The sequence below is a fragment of the Ruegeria sp. F5 genome (assembly GCF_056533845.1).
Window position 1 is genome coordinate 35,677 of the sequence record NZ_JBQFOU010000022.1, and the last position, 13,010, is coordinate 48,686.

The following is a 13,010-nucleotide window of genomic DNA, read 5'->3' on the forward strand; positions in this document are numbered from 1 at the left end:
GGCCGGAGCAATGGCAATTCTCGACAAACACAAGATCCTCGAGACCAACGCGACCCTCCTGCTGATCTTCAGCTTTCTGGTCGTGACCATCGGCGGCATCGTGCAGATCGCACCGCTGTTCTATCTTGAGAACACCATCGAAAAGGTGGAAGGCATGCGCCCCTACACCCCCTTGGAGATGGCCGGGCGTGAGATCTACATCCGCGAAGGCTGCTATGTCTGCCACAGCCAGATGATCCGCCCGATGCGGGATGAGGTCGAACGCTATGGCCACTACTCGCTGGCGGCGGAGTCGATGTATGACCACCCGTTCCAGTGGGGGTCGAAACGGACCGGGCCCGATCTGGCGCGCGTCGGCGGGCGTTACTCGGACCAGTGGCAGATGGACCACCTGCGCGATCCGCAATCGGTGGTGCCGGAATCGGTGATGCCGAAATACGGCTTCCTCGAACATCGCAAGCTGGACGGCAAGTATATCGGTGACATCATGGCGGCGAATGCGGTCGTGGGCACGCCCTATACCGAAGAGATGCTGGAGAACGCGCAAGCCGACTTCCGCGCTCAGGCCGATCCGGACAGCGACTTTGACGGGCTGCTGGAACGCTATGGCGACAAGGTCAACGTGCGCAATTTCGATGGTCAGCCCGAGCTGACCGAGGCGGACGCGCTGATCGCCTATCTGCAGATGCTGGGCACGCTGGTCGATTTCTCGACCTTCACCCCGGACGCAAACCGTTAACGGAGGGTGTGATGGAAGAATACACGCTTCTCAGGCAGTTCGCGGATAGCTGGATGTTGCTTGTGCTGTTCATCTTCTTTGTCGGCATCGTCGTCTGGGTTTTCCGCCCCGGTGCCAGCAAGGAATACAAGGACACCGCCAATATCCCGTTCCGGCACGCCGATGCACCAGCGCCCCTGTCGGGCGACGACAAACCCGCCGAAATCAAGGAGGCGCGGAAATGAGCAAGACACCTGAAAAACAGCCGGGCGATCCGAACACCACGGGCCACAGCTGGGACGGGATCGAAGAGTTCGACAATCCGATGCCGCGCTGGTGGCTGTGGACCTTCTACGTCACCATCATCTGGGCCGTGATCTACACGATCATGTATCCCGCCTGGCCTCTGGTACAGTCGGCAACCGCCGGTGTCATGGGATGGTCGTCCCGCGGCGAGGTGCAGCAGGAACTGATCGCCTTTGAAGAGGCCAACGCCCCCATGAATGCGCGCCTGGAGGAAACTCCGCTGGACGATATCGCAGGCGATGCCGAGTTGCAGCAATATGCCATCAACGCGGGCAGCGCCGTGTTCCGCACCTGGTGTGCCCAGTGCCACGGTTCCGGCGCGCAGGGTGCGCCGGGCTTCCCGAACCTGCTGGATGACGCATGGCTTTGGGGCGGCACGATGGAGGACATACACTACTCGGTCAGCTACGGGATCCGGAACGAGGAAAGCGACGACGCGCGCTATTCCGAGATGCCGGCCTTTGGCGAAATCCTCGAGAAGGACGAGATCGCTCAGGTGGTTCAGTACGTGATGTCGCTGACCAACGCCCAGACCGACGATGCGGCGGCGCAGGCCGGCAAGGTTGTTTTCGACGACAATTGCGCGACCTGTCATGGCGAGGACGGTAAGGGAGACGTCGCCCAGGGCGCGCCGAACCTGACCGACGCGATCTGGCTTTATGGCGGCAGCGAAGAGGCGCTGACCGAAACCGTGACCAACAGCCGCTTCGGCGTCATGCCGAACTGGGACACACGCCTGACCGAAGCGCAGATCCGCGCTGTCACGGCCTATGTCCACCAGTTGGGTGGCGGTCAGTAAGGTTCAAAGAAAACCTCCGGGCGGTTTTCACCACCCGAAGGCCAAGGCACCGGCTGTTCCATCTGTTCGCGCGTTTCCAGAACAGCCGGTGCCGAATTTTGCGAATGATAGTGCCCATGCCAGACCCGGTCCACATCTTAGACCCGGCGCGGCTTTGAATTCTGTTGTCACGGCCGGGATGGCCTGCGACAATTGGTCAGCACGTGGACATCCGAGCGGTCGCACACTTCGATACACCGCTGTTTTGGCTGAAAAACACCGGAATACGGCTTTTCCGGTGCCCCAGGTCGATCCGGACGGATGCTAAAAGGTGTTTGTTCGATGCGCGTTTTGACCCATGTCAAAGTTCGAACAGACGTGATCTGGAACAACACGCTTCCAGAAGACCCTGTATTGGAGCCAGCCAGTGAGCGATTCCGACCCCGCCCCCAGCTTATACGCCCCCCGAGAGCCGATCTTTCCACGGCGCGTATCAGGCCCGTTTCGCAATCTGAAATGGATCATCCTCGTGGTGACGCTGGGCATCTACTATGTGACCCCGTGGTTCAGGTGGGACCGCGGCCCCAGCCTGCCGGATCAGGCGGTGCTGCTGGATATGGCGAACCGGCGCTTTTACTTCTTCTGGATCGAGATCTGGCCGCACGAATTCTACTTTGTCGCCGGTCTTCTGATCATGGCCGGACTGGGGCTGTTCCTGTTCACCTCGGCTTTGGGACGGGTGTGGTGCGGCTATGCCTGTCCGCAGACCGTCTGGACCGACCTGTTCATTCTGGTCGAGCGCTGGATCGAAGGCGACAGAAACGCCCGGCTGCGGCTGCACCGGCAGGCGAAGCTGGATTTCCGCAAGGCGCGGCTGCGTGTTACCAAATGGGCCGCCTGGTTCCTGATCGGCCTCGCCACCGGCGGGGCCTGGGTGTTCTACTTTGCCGACGCGCCGACGCTGGCGCGAGATCTGGTCACAGGCAACGCGCATCCCGTGGCCTATACGACGATGCTGATCCTGACGGGTACGACCTTTTTCTTCGGCGGCTTCGCGCGGGAACAGATTTGTATCTACGCCTGTCCCTGGCCCCGCATTCAGGCTGCGATGATGGACGAGGATACTCTGGTCGTCGGCTACCGTGAATGGCGGGGCGAACCGCGCGGCAAGGGCAAACGCACGGCTGACTCTGAGCTTGGTGACTGCATCGACTGTATGGCCTGCGTGAATGTCTGCCCGGTTGGGATCGACATTCGGGATGGCCAGCAGCTGGAATGCATCACCTGCGCCCTTTGCATCGATGCCTGCGATGACATGATGGCCAAGATCGGCAAGCCCCGCGGCCTGATCGACTATATGGCGCTGAGCGATGAGGCCAACGAGCGCTCGGGCAAACCGCCCAAAAACGTGTGGAAACATATCCTGCGCCCACGCACGATCCTGTACACGTCGCTGTGGTCGCTGGTGGGGTTCGCGCTGCTGTTTGCCCTGTTCATCCGCTCGGATATCGATCTGACGGTCGCGCCCGTGCGCAATCCGACCTTCGTGACCCTGTCCGATGGCACGATCCGCAACACATACGATGTGCGGCTGCGCAACAAACACGGTGAAGACCGGCTGTTCAAGCTGTCCCTGGCCGGTGATCCGGCGATGCGGGTCGAGATCGAGGGCACCGACATTGATACTGTGAATGTCACCGCAGATACGGCACAATTGACCCGCGTTTACATCGTGGCCTCCGGAGACACGACACCGGCGGGGGCGGATACAACCCCGGTACGCATCTGGGTCGAGGACCTCAGCAGCGGTGAGCGCGCCTACAAAGACACCACGTTCAACGGGCGGGGGAACTGATGATGGCGGAACGTAAATTCACGGGAAAACACGCCCTGGCGGTGTTCGTGGGGGCCTTCGGGGTGATCATCGCGGTTAACCTGGTGCTGGCCTATAGCGCGGTGAAGACCTTTCCGGGGCTGGAGGTCAAGAACTCGTACGTCGCCAGTCAGGAGTTCAACGAACGCCTGCAGGAACATCAGGCGCTGGGGTGGGAGGTGCGCGCCGAAACCAGGGGCGGGCTGCTGATCCTGCATATCACCGATGCCAGCGGCGATCCGGTCCGGGTGGCCGATCTGCAGGCCGTGGTAGGCCGCGCAACCCATGTGCGCGAGGATTTCACTCCCGATTTCACCTTTGACGGCACCGCCTATGCAACGCCCGCCACGCTGGGCAAGGGCAACTGGAACATCCGCCTTGTGGCCCGCGACAGCGAAGGCGTCGAGTTTGCGCAGCGCGTGCCCCTTTATGTGAAAGGCTAGGGACGTGACGGCGCAGCTTTCCTCTGGCACGGCGGCCTGTCCGGGCTGTATCGCGGCCCCGGCAGAACCGGCGCGACCCATTCCGCAGGATGCCCAGATTGCGTTGTCCCTGCCGGGCATCCATTGCTCGGCCTGTATCGCGACCGTTGAACGCGAGTTGAACGCCCATCCCGGCGTCGAGGATGCGCGGGTCAACCTGACCCTGAAACGCGCCATGATCAAAGCCGCGCCCGAGACGCGCGCCGCCGATCTGATCCCGGTTCTGGAAGGCGCAGGGTACGAGGCGCATGAACTTGACCCCGGCGCCCTGTCCGCCACCAGCGCCGACAAGGCGGGCCGCGACCTGCTGATGCGGCTGGCGGTGGCCGGGTTTGCGTCGATGAATGTGATGCTGCTGTCGGTTTCGGTCTGGTCCGGTGCATCGGATGCGACGCGGGACATGTTCCACTGGATTTCGGCGGCCATCGCCTTGCCCGCGATTGCGTTTTCCGCCCAGCCCTTCTTTGCCAACGCCTGGAGCGCCCTGCGCGTCCGGCGGCTGAACATGGACGTGCCGATTGTGCTGGCGATCCTGCTGGCGCTGGCCACATCGCTGTGGGAAACCGCGCTGAGCGGCGAGCATGCCTATTTCGATGCCGCCCTGACCCTGACCTTCTTCCTGCTGGCTGGCCGGTATCTGGACTACCGCACCCGCGCGGCGGCCCGATCCGCCGCCGAGGAACTGACCGCATTGGAAGTGCCCCGCGCCATTCGTGTCGTTCAAGGCCGCGAAGAAGAGGTCGCGGTGTCAACGCTGTCTGTCGGCGATTTAATCCTTGTGCGTCCCGGTGGGCGGATGCCCGTGGATGGTGAGGTTGTCGAAGGCCAATCCGAACTGGACCGGTCCTTGCTGACCGGGGAAACCCTGCCGGTCTTCGTTGAAACCGGGCAGGCCGTCAGCGCCGGTGAGGTCAACCTGACCGGTCCACTGACCATCCGCGCGACGGCGGTGGGTGAAGATACCTCGCTGCACCGCATGGCCGATCTGGTGGCAATCGCGGAATCCGGGCGCTCGCGCTATACCTCGCTGGCGGACAAGGCGGCCAAGCTTTATGCGCCGGGTGTGCATATCCTGTCGGCGCTCAGCTTTGTGGGCTGGTATATCTATTCCGGCGATCTGAGGACCGCCCTGAACATCGCGGCGGCGGTGCTTATCATCACCTGCCCCTGCGCGCTGGGTCTGGCCGTTCCTGCGGTGACCACGGCAGCCTCGGGCCGGTTGTTCCGCAAGGGGATGCTGATCAAACACGCCACCGCTTTGGAACGTCTGGCCGAGGTGGACACGGTTGTTTTCGACAAGACCGGCACGCTGACCTCGGGCACGCCCGAGCTGACCAACCTGAGCGACCATTCCCGCGCTGATCTGGAAATCGCGCTGGCCTTGGCCGAGGCATCCGCGCACCCGCTGTCGGTCTCGCTGGCCTCTGCCGCGCGGGCCGCCGGGATCAAACCGGCCAACCTGCGCGATATTGCCGAAGTGCCGGGTTATGGCACCCAAGGCACCTATCGCGGAGAACGCGTGCGTCTGGGCCGCGCGGCCTGGGTGGGCGGTGAACAGGGGGCGGAGACCTCTGCCTGGCTGGCGGTCGGGCAAAACGCGCCCGTTGCCTTCAGATTTACCGACGCCCTGCGCCCCGGCGCGGCCGAGGCGGTCGCCGCTTTTGCCCGATCCGGCAAGCAGGTGATCCTGATCTCGGGCGACGCGCGCGGGGCCGTTGAAACATTGGCCGGTAAGCTGGGCATCACCAACTGGATTGCCGAAGCCTTGCCGCAGGACAAGGCCGGGCATATCCAAAACCTCAGCGAACAGGGCCGCCGCGTTCTGATGGTCGGCGACGGCCTGAACGACACGGCAGCGCTGGCGGCGGCGCATGTCTCGATCTCTCCGGCCTCGGCGCTGGATGCGGCGCGGGTGGCCTCGGACATCGTGCTGCTGGGCAATGACCTGTCGCCCATCGCGGATGCCTGCGACACGGCGGTCAAAGCCACCAAACGGATTCGCGAGAACTTTCAGATCGCCACCGTCTACAACGTGATCGCCGTGCCCCTGGCGGTGATCGGGCTGGCGACCCCGCTGATTGCGGCATTGGCGATGTCGACCTCGTCCATTACCGTATCCCTGAACGCATTGCGGCTGAGGTGAAGCGATGGAAGTGCTGGCATATCTGATCCCGATTTCCCTGTTTCTGGGCGGTGTTGGACTGGTTGCGTTCATCTACACAGTGCGCTCGAACCAGTACGAAGACCCCGAGGGCGACGCCCGCCGGATTCTGAGCGACGAATGGGACGACAAGCCCAAACCCTGACCGGGCCATGCCCAGGACATCACAGTAGGCCCGACTGCCCTTGAAATTGCCGCAATGCCCGGTTATGTCCGGCCCATCCGCTAGCAGAGAGAATACGCCAAATGGCTACCACCAACCCGATCCAGTTCATTCAGCAGGTCCGTGCCGAAGTTTCCAAGGTCGTCTGGCCGACCCGGCGCGAGGTGCTGTTGACCACGGTCATGGTGTTCATCATGGCGGCGCTGACGGCTGTGTTCTTCGCTCTGGTCGATCTGGGCATTCGCGGCGGTCTGCAGCTGATCCTCGGCGCGTTCAGCTAAGCGCCCAAACACAGCTGCCCCCTTGCGCCCCGCGCAATGTGCTAGTAGGTGACGCGGGACTATTCGGAATGGGCGTGCGGCGATTCGGACCGCGCGCCGCTTTTTATTCCGGGTCACGTGATGGAATTTCAATACCGGTGCATCCGGCCAACAGGATGCGACCGAAGGCAAACAAGGACGACAGGTTCATGGCGAAACGGTGGTACTCGGTCAGCGTTCTTTCGAATTTCGAAAAGAAGATCGCAGAGCAGATCCGCACGTCGGTGGCCGAGCAGGGCCTTGAAGATGATATCGACGAGGTTCTGGTGCCCACCGAAGAGGTGATCGAAGTGCGCCGGGGCAAGAAGGTCACGACCGAACGCCGCTTCATGCCCGGCTATGTGCTGGTGCATATGGAGATGTCGGATCAGGGCTACCACCTGATCAACTCGATCAACCGCGTCACCGGTTTCCTGGGCCCTCAGGGACGCCCGATGCCGATGCGCGACGCCGAGGTGAACCAGATCCTGAACCGCGTTCAGGAGGGCGAAGAAGCGCCGAAGCTGATGATCACCTTCGAGATCGGCGAGAAGGTCAAGGTCAACGACGGCCCGTTCGAGGATTTCGACGGCATGGTCGAGGGCGTGGACGACGAGGCGCAGAAGCTGAAGGTCTCGGTTTCGATCTTTGGGCGGGAAACGCCTGTGGAACTGGACTTTACGCAGGTTACGAAGCAGGGCTGATTAGAGCCTTGTGGAGATTTTGACGCCGCGTTGCCTTGGGTAGCGCGGCGTTTTCTTGTTTTTTGGACTACTTAAATCAAGTCGCTGTGCCCGTAGAGCGGGCACTTAAGGTTGAACAATGGCAAGAGTCGTGTTGAGGGCCTGGAGAGCCACCTCGCGAGCTTCGTCAACGGGCATGTCAACAAATATTGGGTCAAGATTGTTTGTGCTGACCGTCAATCTCGACCCTTTCCCAAACGGCTGCCAAACCCAACACTGAGTTTTAATCCCTTCATCCGGTAAAAGACAAATTGAACCTTTGTTCAGGTCGCCTTGACGTTCTTTCTTCAACGATCCGCCTTCTTTCCAATACGGTTTGGGAAAGCCAAGCTCATCCTCAGTCGCAAACAGCACCTTTCCCACGTGGCGGTACGGATGCGAGGAATAGCGACCGCACTACTCGGGCTCATCAATGCCCTCACAGAGAGAAGTCAGAGCCGCATGATTGGATGCGGGGGTTATCCACACCACGTCCATATCAATAGCGCGTGTGCCGTTTTGGCTACGTCTGCATATCTTCGAAAAACCAGATTTGCGGTTCATCCTTCCGAAATGGGTTGCGGAATTCCCAATTTCGAGGCGGGGTTTTAGTTCTGGTGGTAGAACTACAACTTCACCAGCAATACGAACATGCAGGTCTTCTTTAAGGCAATCCTTTGGCACGTACTGAAGCCAAAGGGCGTGACCCGTATATGCGCAGGCGACAATGACCGGAACTGAAACGGATATAGTCGGAGAAACTCGCGCAAGTCTCATGACACTGCCCCAGCCCGCGCCGAGTGCAAACATGGCAAGGCAAGACAAGATGACAATGAGGTACCCTAGCCCAGCATATTGACCCGCCATCGGGTGGTACAACAAGAAGCCCGCGGGAAGAGCAATTGAAGCGAGCATGAGCGGAGCGCGAACTCGCCAATCAAATCGAAACGCTATTGCGGAAGTCAACGCGAAGCCTGCTAGAGCAATCGAAAAGACGGTGGGTGAATTTAGAGGGAACAAAAGCTGCCTTTTGCAAATGGTTTGATTGAATATCAGCAATCTTCAATCAGAAGTAGATTTGGCGCGATGCTGGAATTCCATACTGTGAGTTCGGTTTGGATGTACGTGAGTGGATATTCGCAATGCCCTTGCCAACCCCACCATTCCCCTATAAACGCCGCCTCTATCGTCTTCGGGCGAGATTCTCTCGTGGGAGGTTCTTGGGATCGCGATCCCGGGCCGGACCACGCAACATAAACCGGGTGGGACGCGTCCCATTCACGTTGAAAGGAAAACCAAATGGCCAAGAAGCTTGCTGGTACAATGAAGCTGCAGGTTCCTGCAGGTCAGGCGAACCCCTCGCCGCCAGTTGGTCCGGCGCTGGGTCAGCGCGGCATCAACATCATGGAATTCTGCAAGGCGTTCAACGCCAAGACCGCAGATATGGAGCAGGGTGCCCCTTGCCCGACCGTGATCACCTATTATCAGGACAAGTCCTTCACCATGGACATCAAGACGCCGCCCGCGTCTTACTACCTGAAAAAAGCCGCTGGTCTGAAGCCGGTTGGCAAGCGGAACCGCCCCCGTGGCGCGGAAAACCCCGGTCGTGAAACCGTGGCCACCGTGACCACCAAGCAGGTTCGCGAAATTGCCGAAGCCAAAATGAAAGATCTGAACGCCAACGACGTCGAAGGCGCAATGCAGATCATCCTGGGCTCGGCCCGCTCTATGGGCATCGAGGTGAAGTAAGATGGCAAAACTCGGTAAACGTACCCGCGCTGCGCGCGAAGCTATCGCCGGTAAGGAAAACCTGTCGGTTGAAGAAGCGGTTGCTCTGGTCAAGGGCAATGCGACCTCGAAGTTCGACGAGACCATCGAGATTGCTCTGAACCTGGGCGTTGACACCCGTCACGCGGACCAGATGGTGCGCGGCGTTGTCGGCCTGCCGAACGGCACCGGCAAAGCGATGCGCGTCGCTGTGTTCGCGCGTGGTCCCAAGGCGGACGAAGCGAAAGAAGCAGGCGCAGATATCGTTGGCGCAGAGGACCTGATGGAAACCATTCAGGGCGGCACCATCGAATTCGACCGCTGCATTGCCACCCCGGACATGATGCCGATCGTCGGCCGTCTGGGTAAGGTTCTGGGCCCCCGCAACCTGATGCCGAACCCCAAGGTCGGCACCGTGACCATGGACGTGAAAGCGGCCGTGGAAGCAGCCAAGGGCGGTGAAGTTCAGTTCAAGGCGGAAAAAGGCGGCGTTGTGCATGCCGGTGTTGGCAAAGCGTCGTTCGACGAAGCCAAGCTGGTCGAAAACGTCCGCGCATTCGTTTCGGCTGTTGCCAAGGCGAAGCCGTCGGGCGCCAAAGGCACCTACATGAAGAAAATCGCGCTGAGCTCGACCATGGGCCCCGGCGTGACGCTGGATGTGGCGGCTGCTTCGGGCGAATAAGCCCTGACGCCTCGTCAGACAGGATAGACCCGGGCGGTGCAAACTGCCCGGGTTTTTCTATTGGTTGTCTTGATTTGAAAGATCACGCACCTTACATCTTGTGCGCACATAGTGCGCACAAGATGTAAGGTTAAAATGCAATGAAGTTTGACTACAGGTATGCAAATCCCGAGGCCACACACCGTGAGACGGGCTTGGTTATAGACATCACATATGAGGCGCAAGGCCCAGGGGTGACATTTAAGATTGCAAACGAGGTCGGGAAGAAACTGGATGAGGTTAAGATCGACTTGATCCTTGAGGACCTTCGACAGACGGTTGACGACGAAAGAAACCGATCCGAGATGCAGAGGCTTGTTCATGGTACATTTGCCGGGAACTGCTCGTTTGTTGAGATTATTTTGGAGGGCGAAACCTCACGCAAAGTGACAAACAGGACGTTGCAATCGTGGCTGGCCGACCCCCAGAGGCCGAGTAGCAGGAAATGCCCTGCATGGGCGGTCAGGGCTTTAAAAAACTATATCGAAAAAGAAGGGGGGCAAGAGGCTGTTCGCGAGACGAACCACTACATCATGGAGCAAATTCGCGAGCGGCCCGGAGGGCATCTTCGCGTAATGGCGCGACAAGATGGCAACAGACGGGCAGAAGAAAGAATTGAGCGAGAGGATACACAACTCAAAAGACTAACGAACGCATCTGTATCTGAATTTCCCGAGGTTATACACAAGCGTTTTTCAGACGTGGAACGCGAGCGCGCGCATGACGGTGCAGTTGTCGACATCATTCTGCATGCCCTACGGCAACTCGATGGGAATAGCTCGATTCAGGACTTCGCAAAATACGTGCTGGAGCATCTGGATGCCAAGTTTGAGTGGGATCACACGGTTAGAACTACGGTTGAAGAGTTGAGAAGGGGCGAAACGTAAGTAGATGGCTGCTGGTGCCCACTCTGGTGTTTCCATCCAAAAGCCTTGGCCGCCGATTACCTATCGAAGCTGAGTGGTGGCGGTGAAAGGGTGAATGGGCGCAAGCAGTTCGTATTTGGATTTAACCCGGGCATAATCACGCCCTAGCCGAAGCTCTGCCGGAACGCCTGTTGCAGCCTCAGTTCCAGCCGTGCGCGGCGGTGGTCTTCCTGCGGGCTGCAGGCATAGTCGCTGCGGCTGAGAAACAGCCAGTCTTTCAGCAATCGCCCTCGGAGGCAGAAATCCAGAATGTCGGTATTGATCGGATGGCGGTAGCGGCGAAAGAACATCTCTTTGTGTCTTTTCAGGATGCCGCTACGGTCGACCTCGGATGCGGGGCCATCGCGGAAGATGTCCGCCTTCAGGAAGTCGACGATGTCATAGGTTGCCAGTTTCTCGCGCGCTTCTGTGAAATCCAGGCCGATGGTTTTGCCCTGGCCTACGATCAGATTCAGACCGTGGAAATCCCCATGCGCAAAGACCCGCAGGTCGGGTTGGCCTTTCAGCCGGTCGGCCTCGGACCGCATGACGTTGATCATAACCTCGCTTTTTCGGGCGAGGGGGTGGGGGAGGGATGCGGCAAGCTCGTGAAAGCTGGTGGTCATCCATCTTGGGCGGAAGCCGTACTGCGTTGGCGGTCGGAACCCGTGGAAATCGTGCAGCCAGGACCCGGCGCGGCGGTAAATCTGCGCGACCTGGTCGGCGTTGGTGCAGTTGTAGATCAGATCGACGGCTGTCGGGCGGTCGATGAATTCCGAGGCGAAGAATGTCCCGTTCTGTGACAGGTAAACGGGTTCAATGACCCGCGATGTCTGGTTGCCCCCGAAATAGGCGCTCAGGTCCTTCAGAAGGGCGAATTCCTTCTGCAGCCTGCCGGTCTCGGCGGATTCGGTGTCGATCTTGATTGCATAATGGTTCGACCCGGCCTTGACCCGCAGCAGAAAGCGGGTCTCAGGAAAGTCGTGAGACCGGTAGACGCAGTCAAATCCCGAAATGGCCCCGTGGATGCCGTTTTGCGCGAATTCTTTCACGCAGGCGGCGGCGCGGGCGTGTTCGTCTTTGGTCAGGGCCTGCATCTTGGGAAAATACGCATATCTGTGTTGTGGTATCCGACCGTCCGAATGGACTGCACAAGGGTGCGCAAGTCAATTGCGGCTGCATCCGAAACCGCGGGTCGGGTCATTTTGTTCTATTGGCATCACGCCGAACATGGTATGGTGACGGAACATTCAAATTCAGGGGCAAAACACCGATGCAATCGGTGATTTTACCCCTTGGAAACCCCGCCTATCTGTCCTAAGTAGACCTGCGGAATAAAGCGTGCGATTCGTCGTGCGCTTTATTTTGTTTCGTCCAAGACGGTGGGTGGTGCCATCCGGCCCCTTAATTCCCTGCCTGAGACGGGTAAGACCAAAGAATTCTGAGGGTCGCGATCCTCGGGCGCATTTTGGCCAATCCCGTAACAACGGACCTGAACGCCGGGGGCTTGCCTTCGGCAAATATGAGCCGGGGTGAGATATCGCCCCTAACTTGGAGAGAACTGTGGATAGAGCCCAGAAAGAGAAAGTGGTCGAGGAACTCGGCCAGATCTTCGAAAGCTCTGGCGTCGTGGTGGTTGCTCACTACGCCGGTCTGACAGTTGCCGAGATGCAGGACCTTCGCGCACGTGCTCGTGACGCGGGTGGTGCCGTGCGTGTTGCCAAGAACAGGCTCGCCAAAATCGCCCTCGACGGAAAGCCATGTGCAAGCATCGCTGACCTGCTGACGGGTATGACCGTTCTGACCTATTCCGAGGACCCCGTGGCAGCAGCCAAGGTGGCTGAGGACTTCGCCAAGGAGAACAAGAAGTTCGAAATCCTTGGCGGTGCAATGGGCGAGAACGCTCTGGACCGCAAAGGCGTTGAAGCCGTTTCGAAAATGCCGTCGCGTGAGGAGCTTATTGCTTCGATCGTTGGCTGCATTGGCGCACCTGCTTCGAACATCGCCGGCGCGATTGGCGCACCTGCAAGCAACATCGCAAGCATCCTTTCCACCATCGAAGAGAAGGCGGAAGCTGCGTAAGCGGTTGGCACTGAATGATCTGCGTAGGGCATG

16 protein-coding genes are annotated in these 13,010 nt (G+C 59.6%); 13 read left to right on the plus strand and 3 right to left on the minus strand.

What is annotated here, in order from left to right:
* Positions 1 to 10: 10 nt before the first annotated feature.
* The 9 genes from ccoO (at position 11) to nusG (ending at position 7,484) form a co-directional block, all read left to right on the plus strand.
* Entirely contained in the window at positions 11 to 739 is a 729-nt protein-coding gene (gene ccoO, locus ACR0K1_RS22270; RefSeq protein ID WP_480616722.1) for a cytochrome-c oxidase, cbb3-type subunit II, read from the plus strand.
* An 11-nt stretch (positions 740 to 750) separates the two neighbouring features.
* Complete coding sequence (locus tag ACR0K1_RS22275) at positions 751 to 963, plus strand: cbb3-type cytochrome c oxidase subunit 3 (RefSeq protein ID WP_480616724.1); 213 nt, start codon at positions 751 to 753, stop codon at positions 961 to 963.
* Complete coding sequence (gene ccoP / locus ACR0K1_RS22280) at positions 960 to 1,823, plus strand: cytochrome-c oxidase, cbb3-type subunit III (protein WP_480616726.1); 864 nt, start codon at positions 960 to 962, stop codon at positions 1,821 to 1,823. Before ACR0K1_RS22275 ends, ccoP begins: the two co-directional genes overlap by 4 nt.
* 406 nt (positions 1,824 to 2,229) lie before the next feature.
* Positions 2,230 to 3,657 (plus strand): cytochrome c oxidase accessory protein CcoG, encoded by a 1,428-nt coding sequence (ccoG, locus tag ACR0K1_RS22285; protein WP_480616728.1) that lies wholly within the window; start codon positions 2,230 to 2,232, stop codon positions 3,655 to 3,657.
* Between the two features lie 2 nt (positions 3,658 to 3,659).
* Positions 3,660 to 4,118 carry a FixH family protein gene (locus tag ACR0K1_RS22290; protein WP_480616730.1) on the plus strand — a complete coding sequence of 153 codons (459 nt, stop codon included), beginning with the start codon at positions 3,660 to 3,662 and terminating at the stop codon, positions 4,116 to 4,118.
* Positions 4,119 to 4,122: 4 nt separating this feature from the next.
* Positions 4,123 to 6,300, plus strand: a complete 2,178-nt coding sequence (locus ACR0K1_RS22295) for a heavy metal translocating P-type ATPase (RefSeq protein ID WP_480616731.1) — start codon at positions 4,123 to 4,125, stop codon at positions 6,298 to 6,300.
* Positions 6,301 to 6,304: 4 nt separating this feature from the next.
* Entirely contained in the window at positions 6,305 to 6,463 is a 159-nt protein-coding gene (ccoS, locus tag ACR0K1_RS22300; RefSeq protein ID WP_170417043.1) for a cbb3-type cytochrome oxidase assembly protein CcoS, read from the plus strand.
* Between the two features lie 101 nt (positions 6,464 to 6,564).
* Positions 6,565 to 6,762, plus strand: a complete 198-nt coding sequence (secE, locus tag ACR0K1_RS22305) for a preprotein translocase subunit SecE (protein ID WP_050605011.1) — start codon at positions 6,565 to 6,567, stop codon at positions 6,760 to 6,762.
* A gap of 188 nt (positions 6,763 to 6,950) precedes the next feature.
* Entirely contained in the window at positions 6,951 to 7,484 is a 534-nt protein-coding gene (gene nusG, locus ACR0K1_RS22310) for a transcription termination/antitermination protein NusG (RefSeq protein WP_480616755.1), read from the plus strand.
* Positions 7,485 to 7,589: 105 nt separating this feature from the next.
* On the opposite strand, the gene ACR0K1_RS22315 is transcribed toward nusG, so the two are convergent.
* Positions 7,590 to 7,886, minus strand: a complete 297-nt coding sequence (locus tag ACR0K1_RS22315) for a hypothetical protein (RefSeq protein ID WP_480851921.1) — start codon at positions 7,884 to 7,886, stop codon at positions 7,590 to 7,592.
* Positions 7,887 to 7,919: 33 nt separating this feature from the next.
* Entirely contained in the window at positions 7,920 to 8,369 is a 450-nt protein-coding gene (locus ACR0K1_RS22320) for a hypothetical protein (protein WP_480851922.1), read from the minus strand.
* 432 nt (positions 8,370 to 8,801) lie between these two features.
* Here ACR0K1_RS22320 and rplK point away from each other — a divergent pair, with 432 nt between their 5' ends.
* From rplK to ACR0K1_RS22335, 3 genes are all read left to right on the plus strand, one after another.
* Positions 8,802 to 9,251, plus strand: a complete 450-nt coding sequence (gene rplK / locus ACR0K1_RS22325; protein WP_113791694.1) for a 50S ribosomal protein L11 — start codon at positions 8,802 to 8,804, stop codon at positions 9,249 to 9,251.
* Between the two features lies 1 nt (position 9,252).
* Complete coding sequence (gene rplA, locus ACR0K1_RS22330; protein WP_480616733.1) at positions 9,253 to 9,951, plus strand: 50S ribosomal protein L1; 699 nt, start codon at positions 9,253 to 9,255, stop codon at positions 9,949 to 9,951.
* A gap of 140 nt (positions 9,952 to 10,091) precedes the next feature.
* A complete protein-coding gene (locus ACR0K1_RS22335; protein WP_480616735.1) occupies positions 10,092 to 10,877 on the plus strand; it encodes a hypothetical protein in 786 nt (261 codons plus the stop codon).
* Positions 10,878 to 11,020: 143 nt separating this feature from the next.
* On the opposite strand, the gene ACR0K1_RS22340 is transcribed toward ACR0K1_RS22335, so the two are convergent.
* Positions 11,021 to 11,992, minus strand: coding sequence for a phosphotransferase (locus ACR0K1_RS22340; protein ID WP_480616736.1), 972 nt, complete (start codon positions 11,990 to 11,992; stop codon positions 11,021 to 11,023).
* A 466-nt stretch (positions 11,993 to 12,458) separates the two neighbouring features.
* Here ACR0K1_RS22340 and rplJ point away from each other — a divergent pair, with 466 nt between their 5' ends.
* Positions 12,459 to 12,977: a 50S ribosomal protein L10 gene (rplJ, locus tag ACR0K1_RS22345; protein ID WP_480616738.1), complete on the plus strand. Its 519-nt coding sequence runs from the start codon at positions 12,459 to 12,461 to the stop codon at positions 12,975 to 12,977.
* The last annotated feature ends 33 nt before the right edge of the window (positions 12,978 to 13,010 follow it).

What these genes read in the sequence shown, in the direction of transcription:
- ACR0K1_RS22340 (WP_480616736.1), bottom strand. Translation starts at nt 11,992, where the DNA reads ATGCAGGCCCTGACCAAAGACGAACACGCCCGCGCCGCCGCCTGCGTG.
- nusG (WP_480616755.1), top strand. Translation starts at nt 6,951, where the DNA reads ATGGCGAAACGGTGGTACTCGGTCAGCGTTCTTTCGAATTTCGAAAAG.
- ACR0K1_RS22290 (WP_480616730.1), top strand. Translation starts at nt 3,660, where the DNA reads ATGGCGGAACGTAAATTCACGGGAAAACACGCCCTGGCGGTGTTCGTG.
- ACR0K1_RS22320 (WP_480851922.1), bottom strand. Translation starts at nt 8,369, where the DNA reads ATGGCGGGTCAATATGCTGGGCTAGGGTACCTCATTGTCATCTTGTCT.
- rplA (WP_480616733.1), top strand. Translation starts at nt 9,253, where the DNA reads ATGGCAAAACTCGGTAAACGTACCCGCGCTGCGCGCGAAGCTATCGCC.
- ccoP (WP_480616726.1), top strand. Translation starts at nt 960, where the DNA reads ATGAGCAAGACACCTGAAAAACAGCCGGGCGATCCGAACACCACGGGC.
- ACR0K1_RS22335 (WP_480616735.1), top strand. Translation starts at nt 10,092, where the DNA reads ATGAAGTTTGACTACAGGTATGCAAATCCCGAGGCCACACACCGTGAG.
- rplK (WP_113791694.1), top strand. Translation starts at nt 8,802, where the DNA reads ATGGCCAAGAAGCTTGCTGGTACAATGAAGCTGCAGGTTCCTGCAGGT.
- ccoO (WP_480616722.1), top strand. Translation starts at nt 11, where the DNA reads ATGGCAATTCTCGACAAACACAAGATCCTCGAGACCAACGCGACCCTC.
- ccoS (WP_170417043.1), top strand. Translation starts at nt 6,305, where the DNA reads ATGGAAGTGCTGGCATATCTGATCCCGATTTCCCTGTTTCTGGGCGGT.
- ACR0K1_RS22275 (WP_480616724.1), top strand. Translation starts at nt 751, where the DNA reads ATGGAAGAATACACGCTTCTCAGGCAGTTCGCGGATAGCTGGATGTTG.
- secE (WP_050605011.1), top strand. Translation starts at nt 6,565, where the DNA reads ATGGCTACCACCAACCCGATCCAGTTCATTCAGCAGGTCCGTGCCGAA.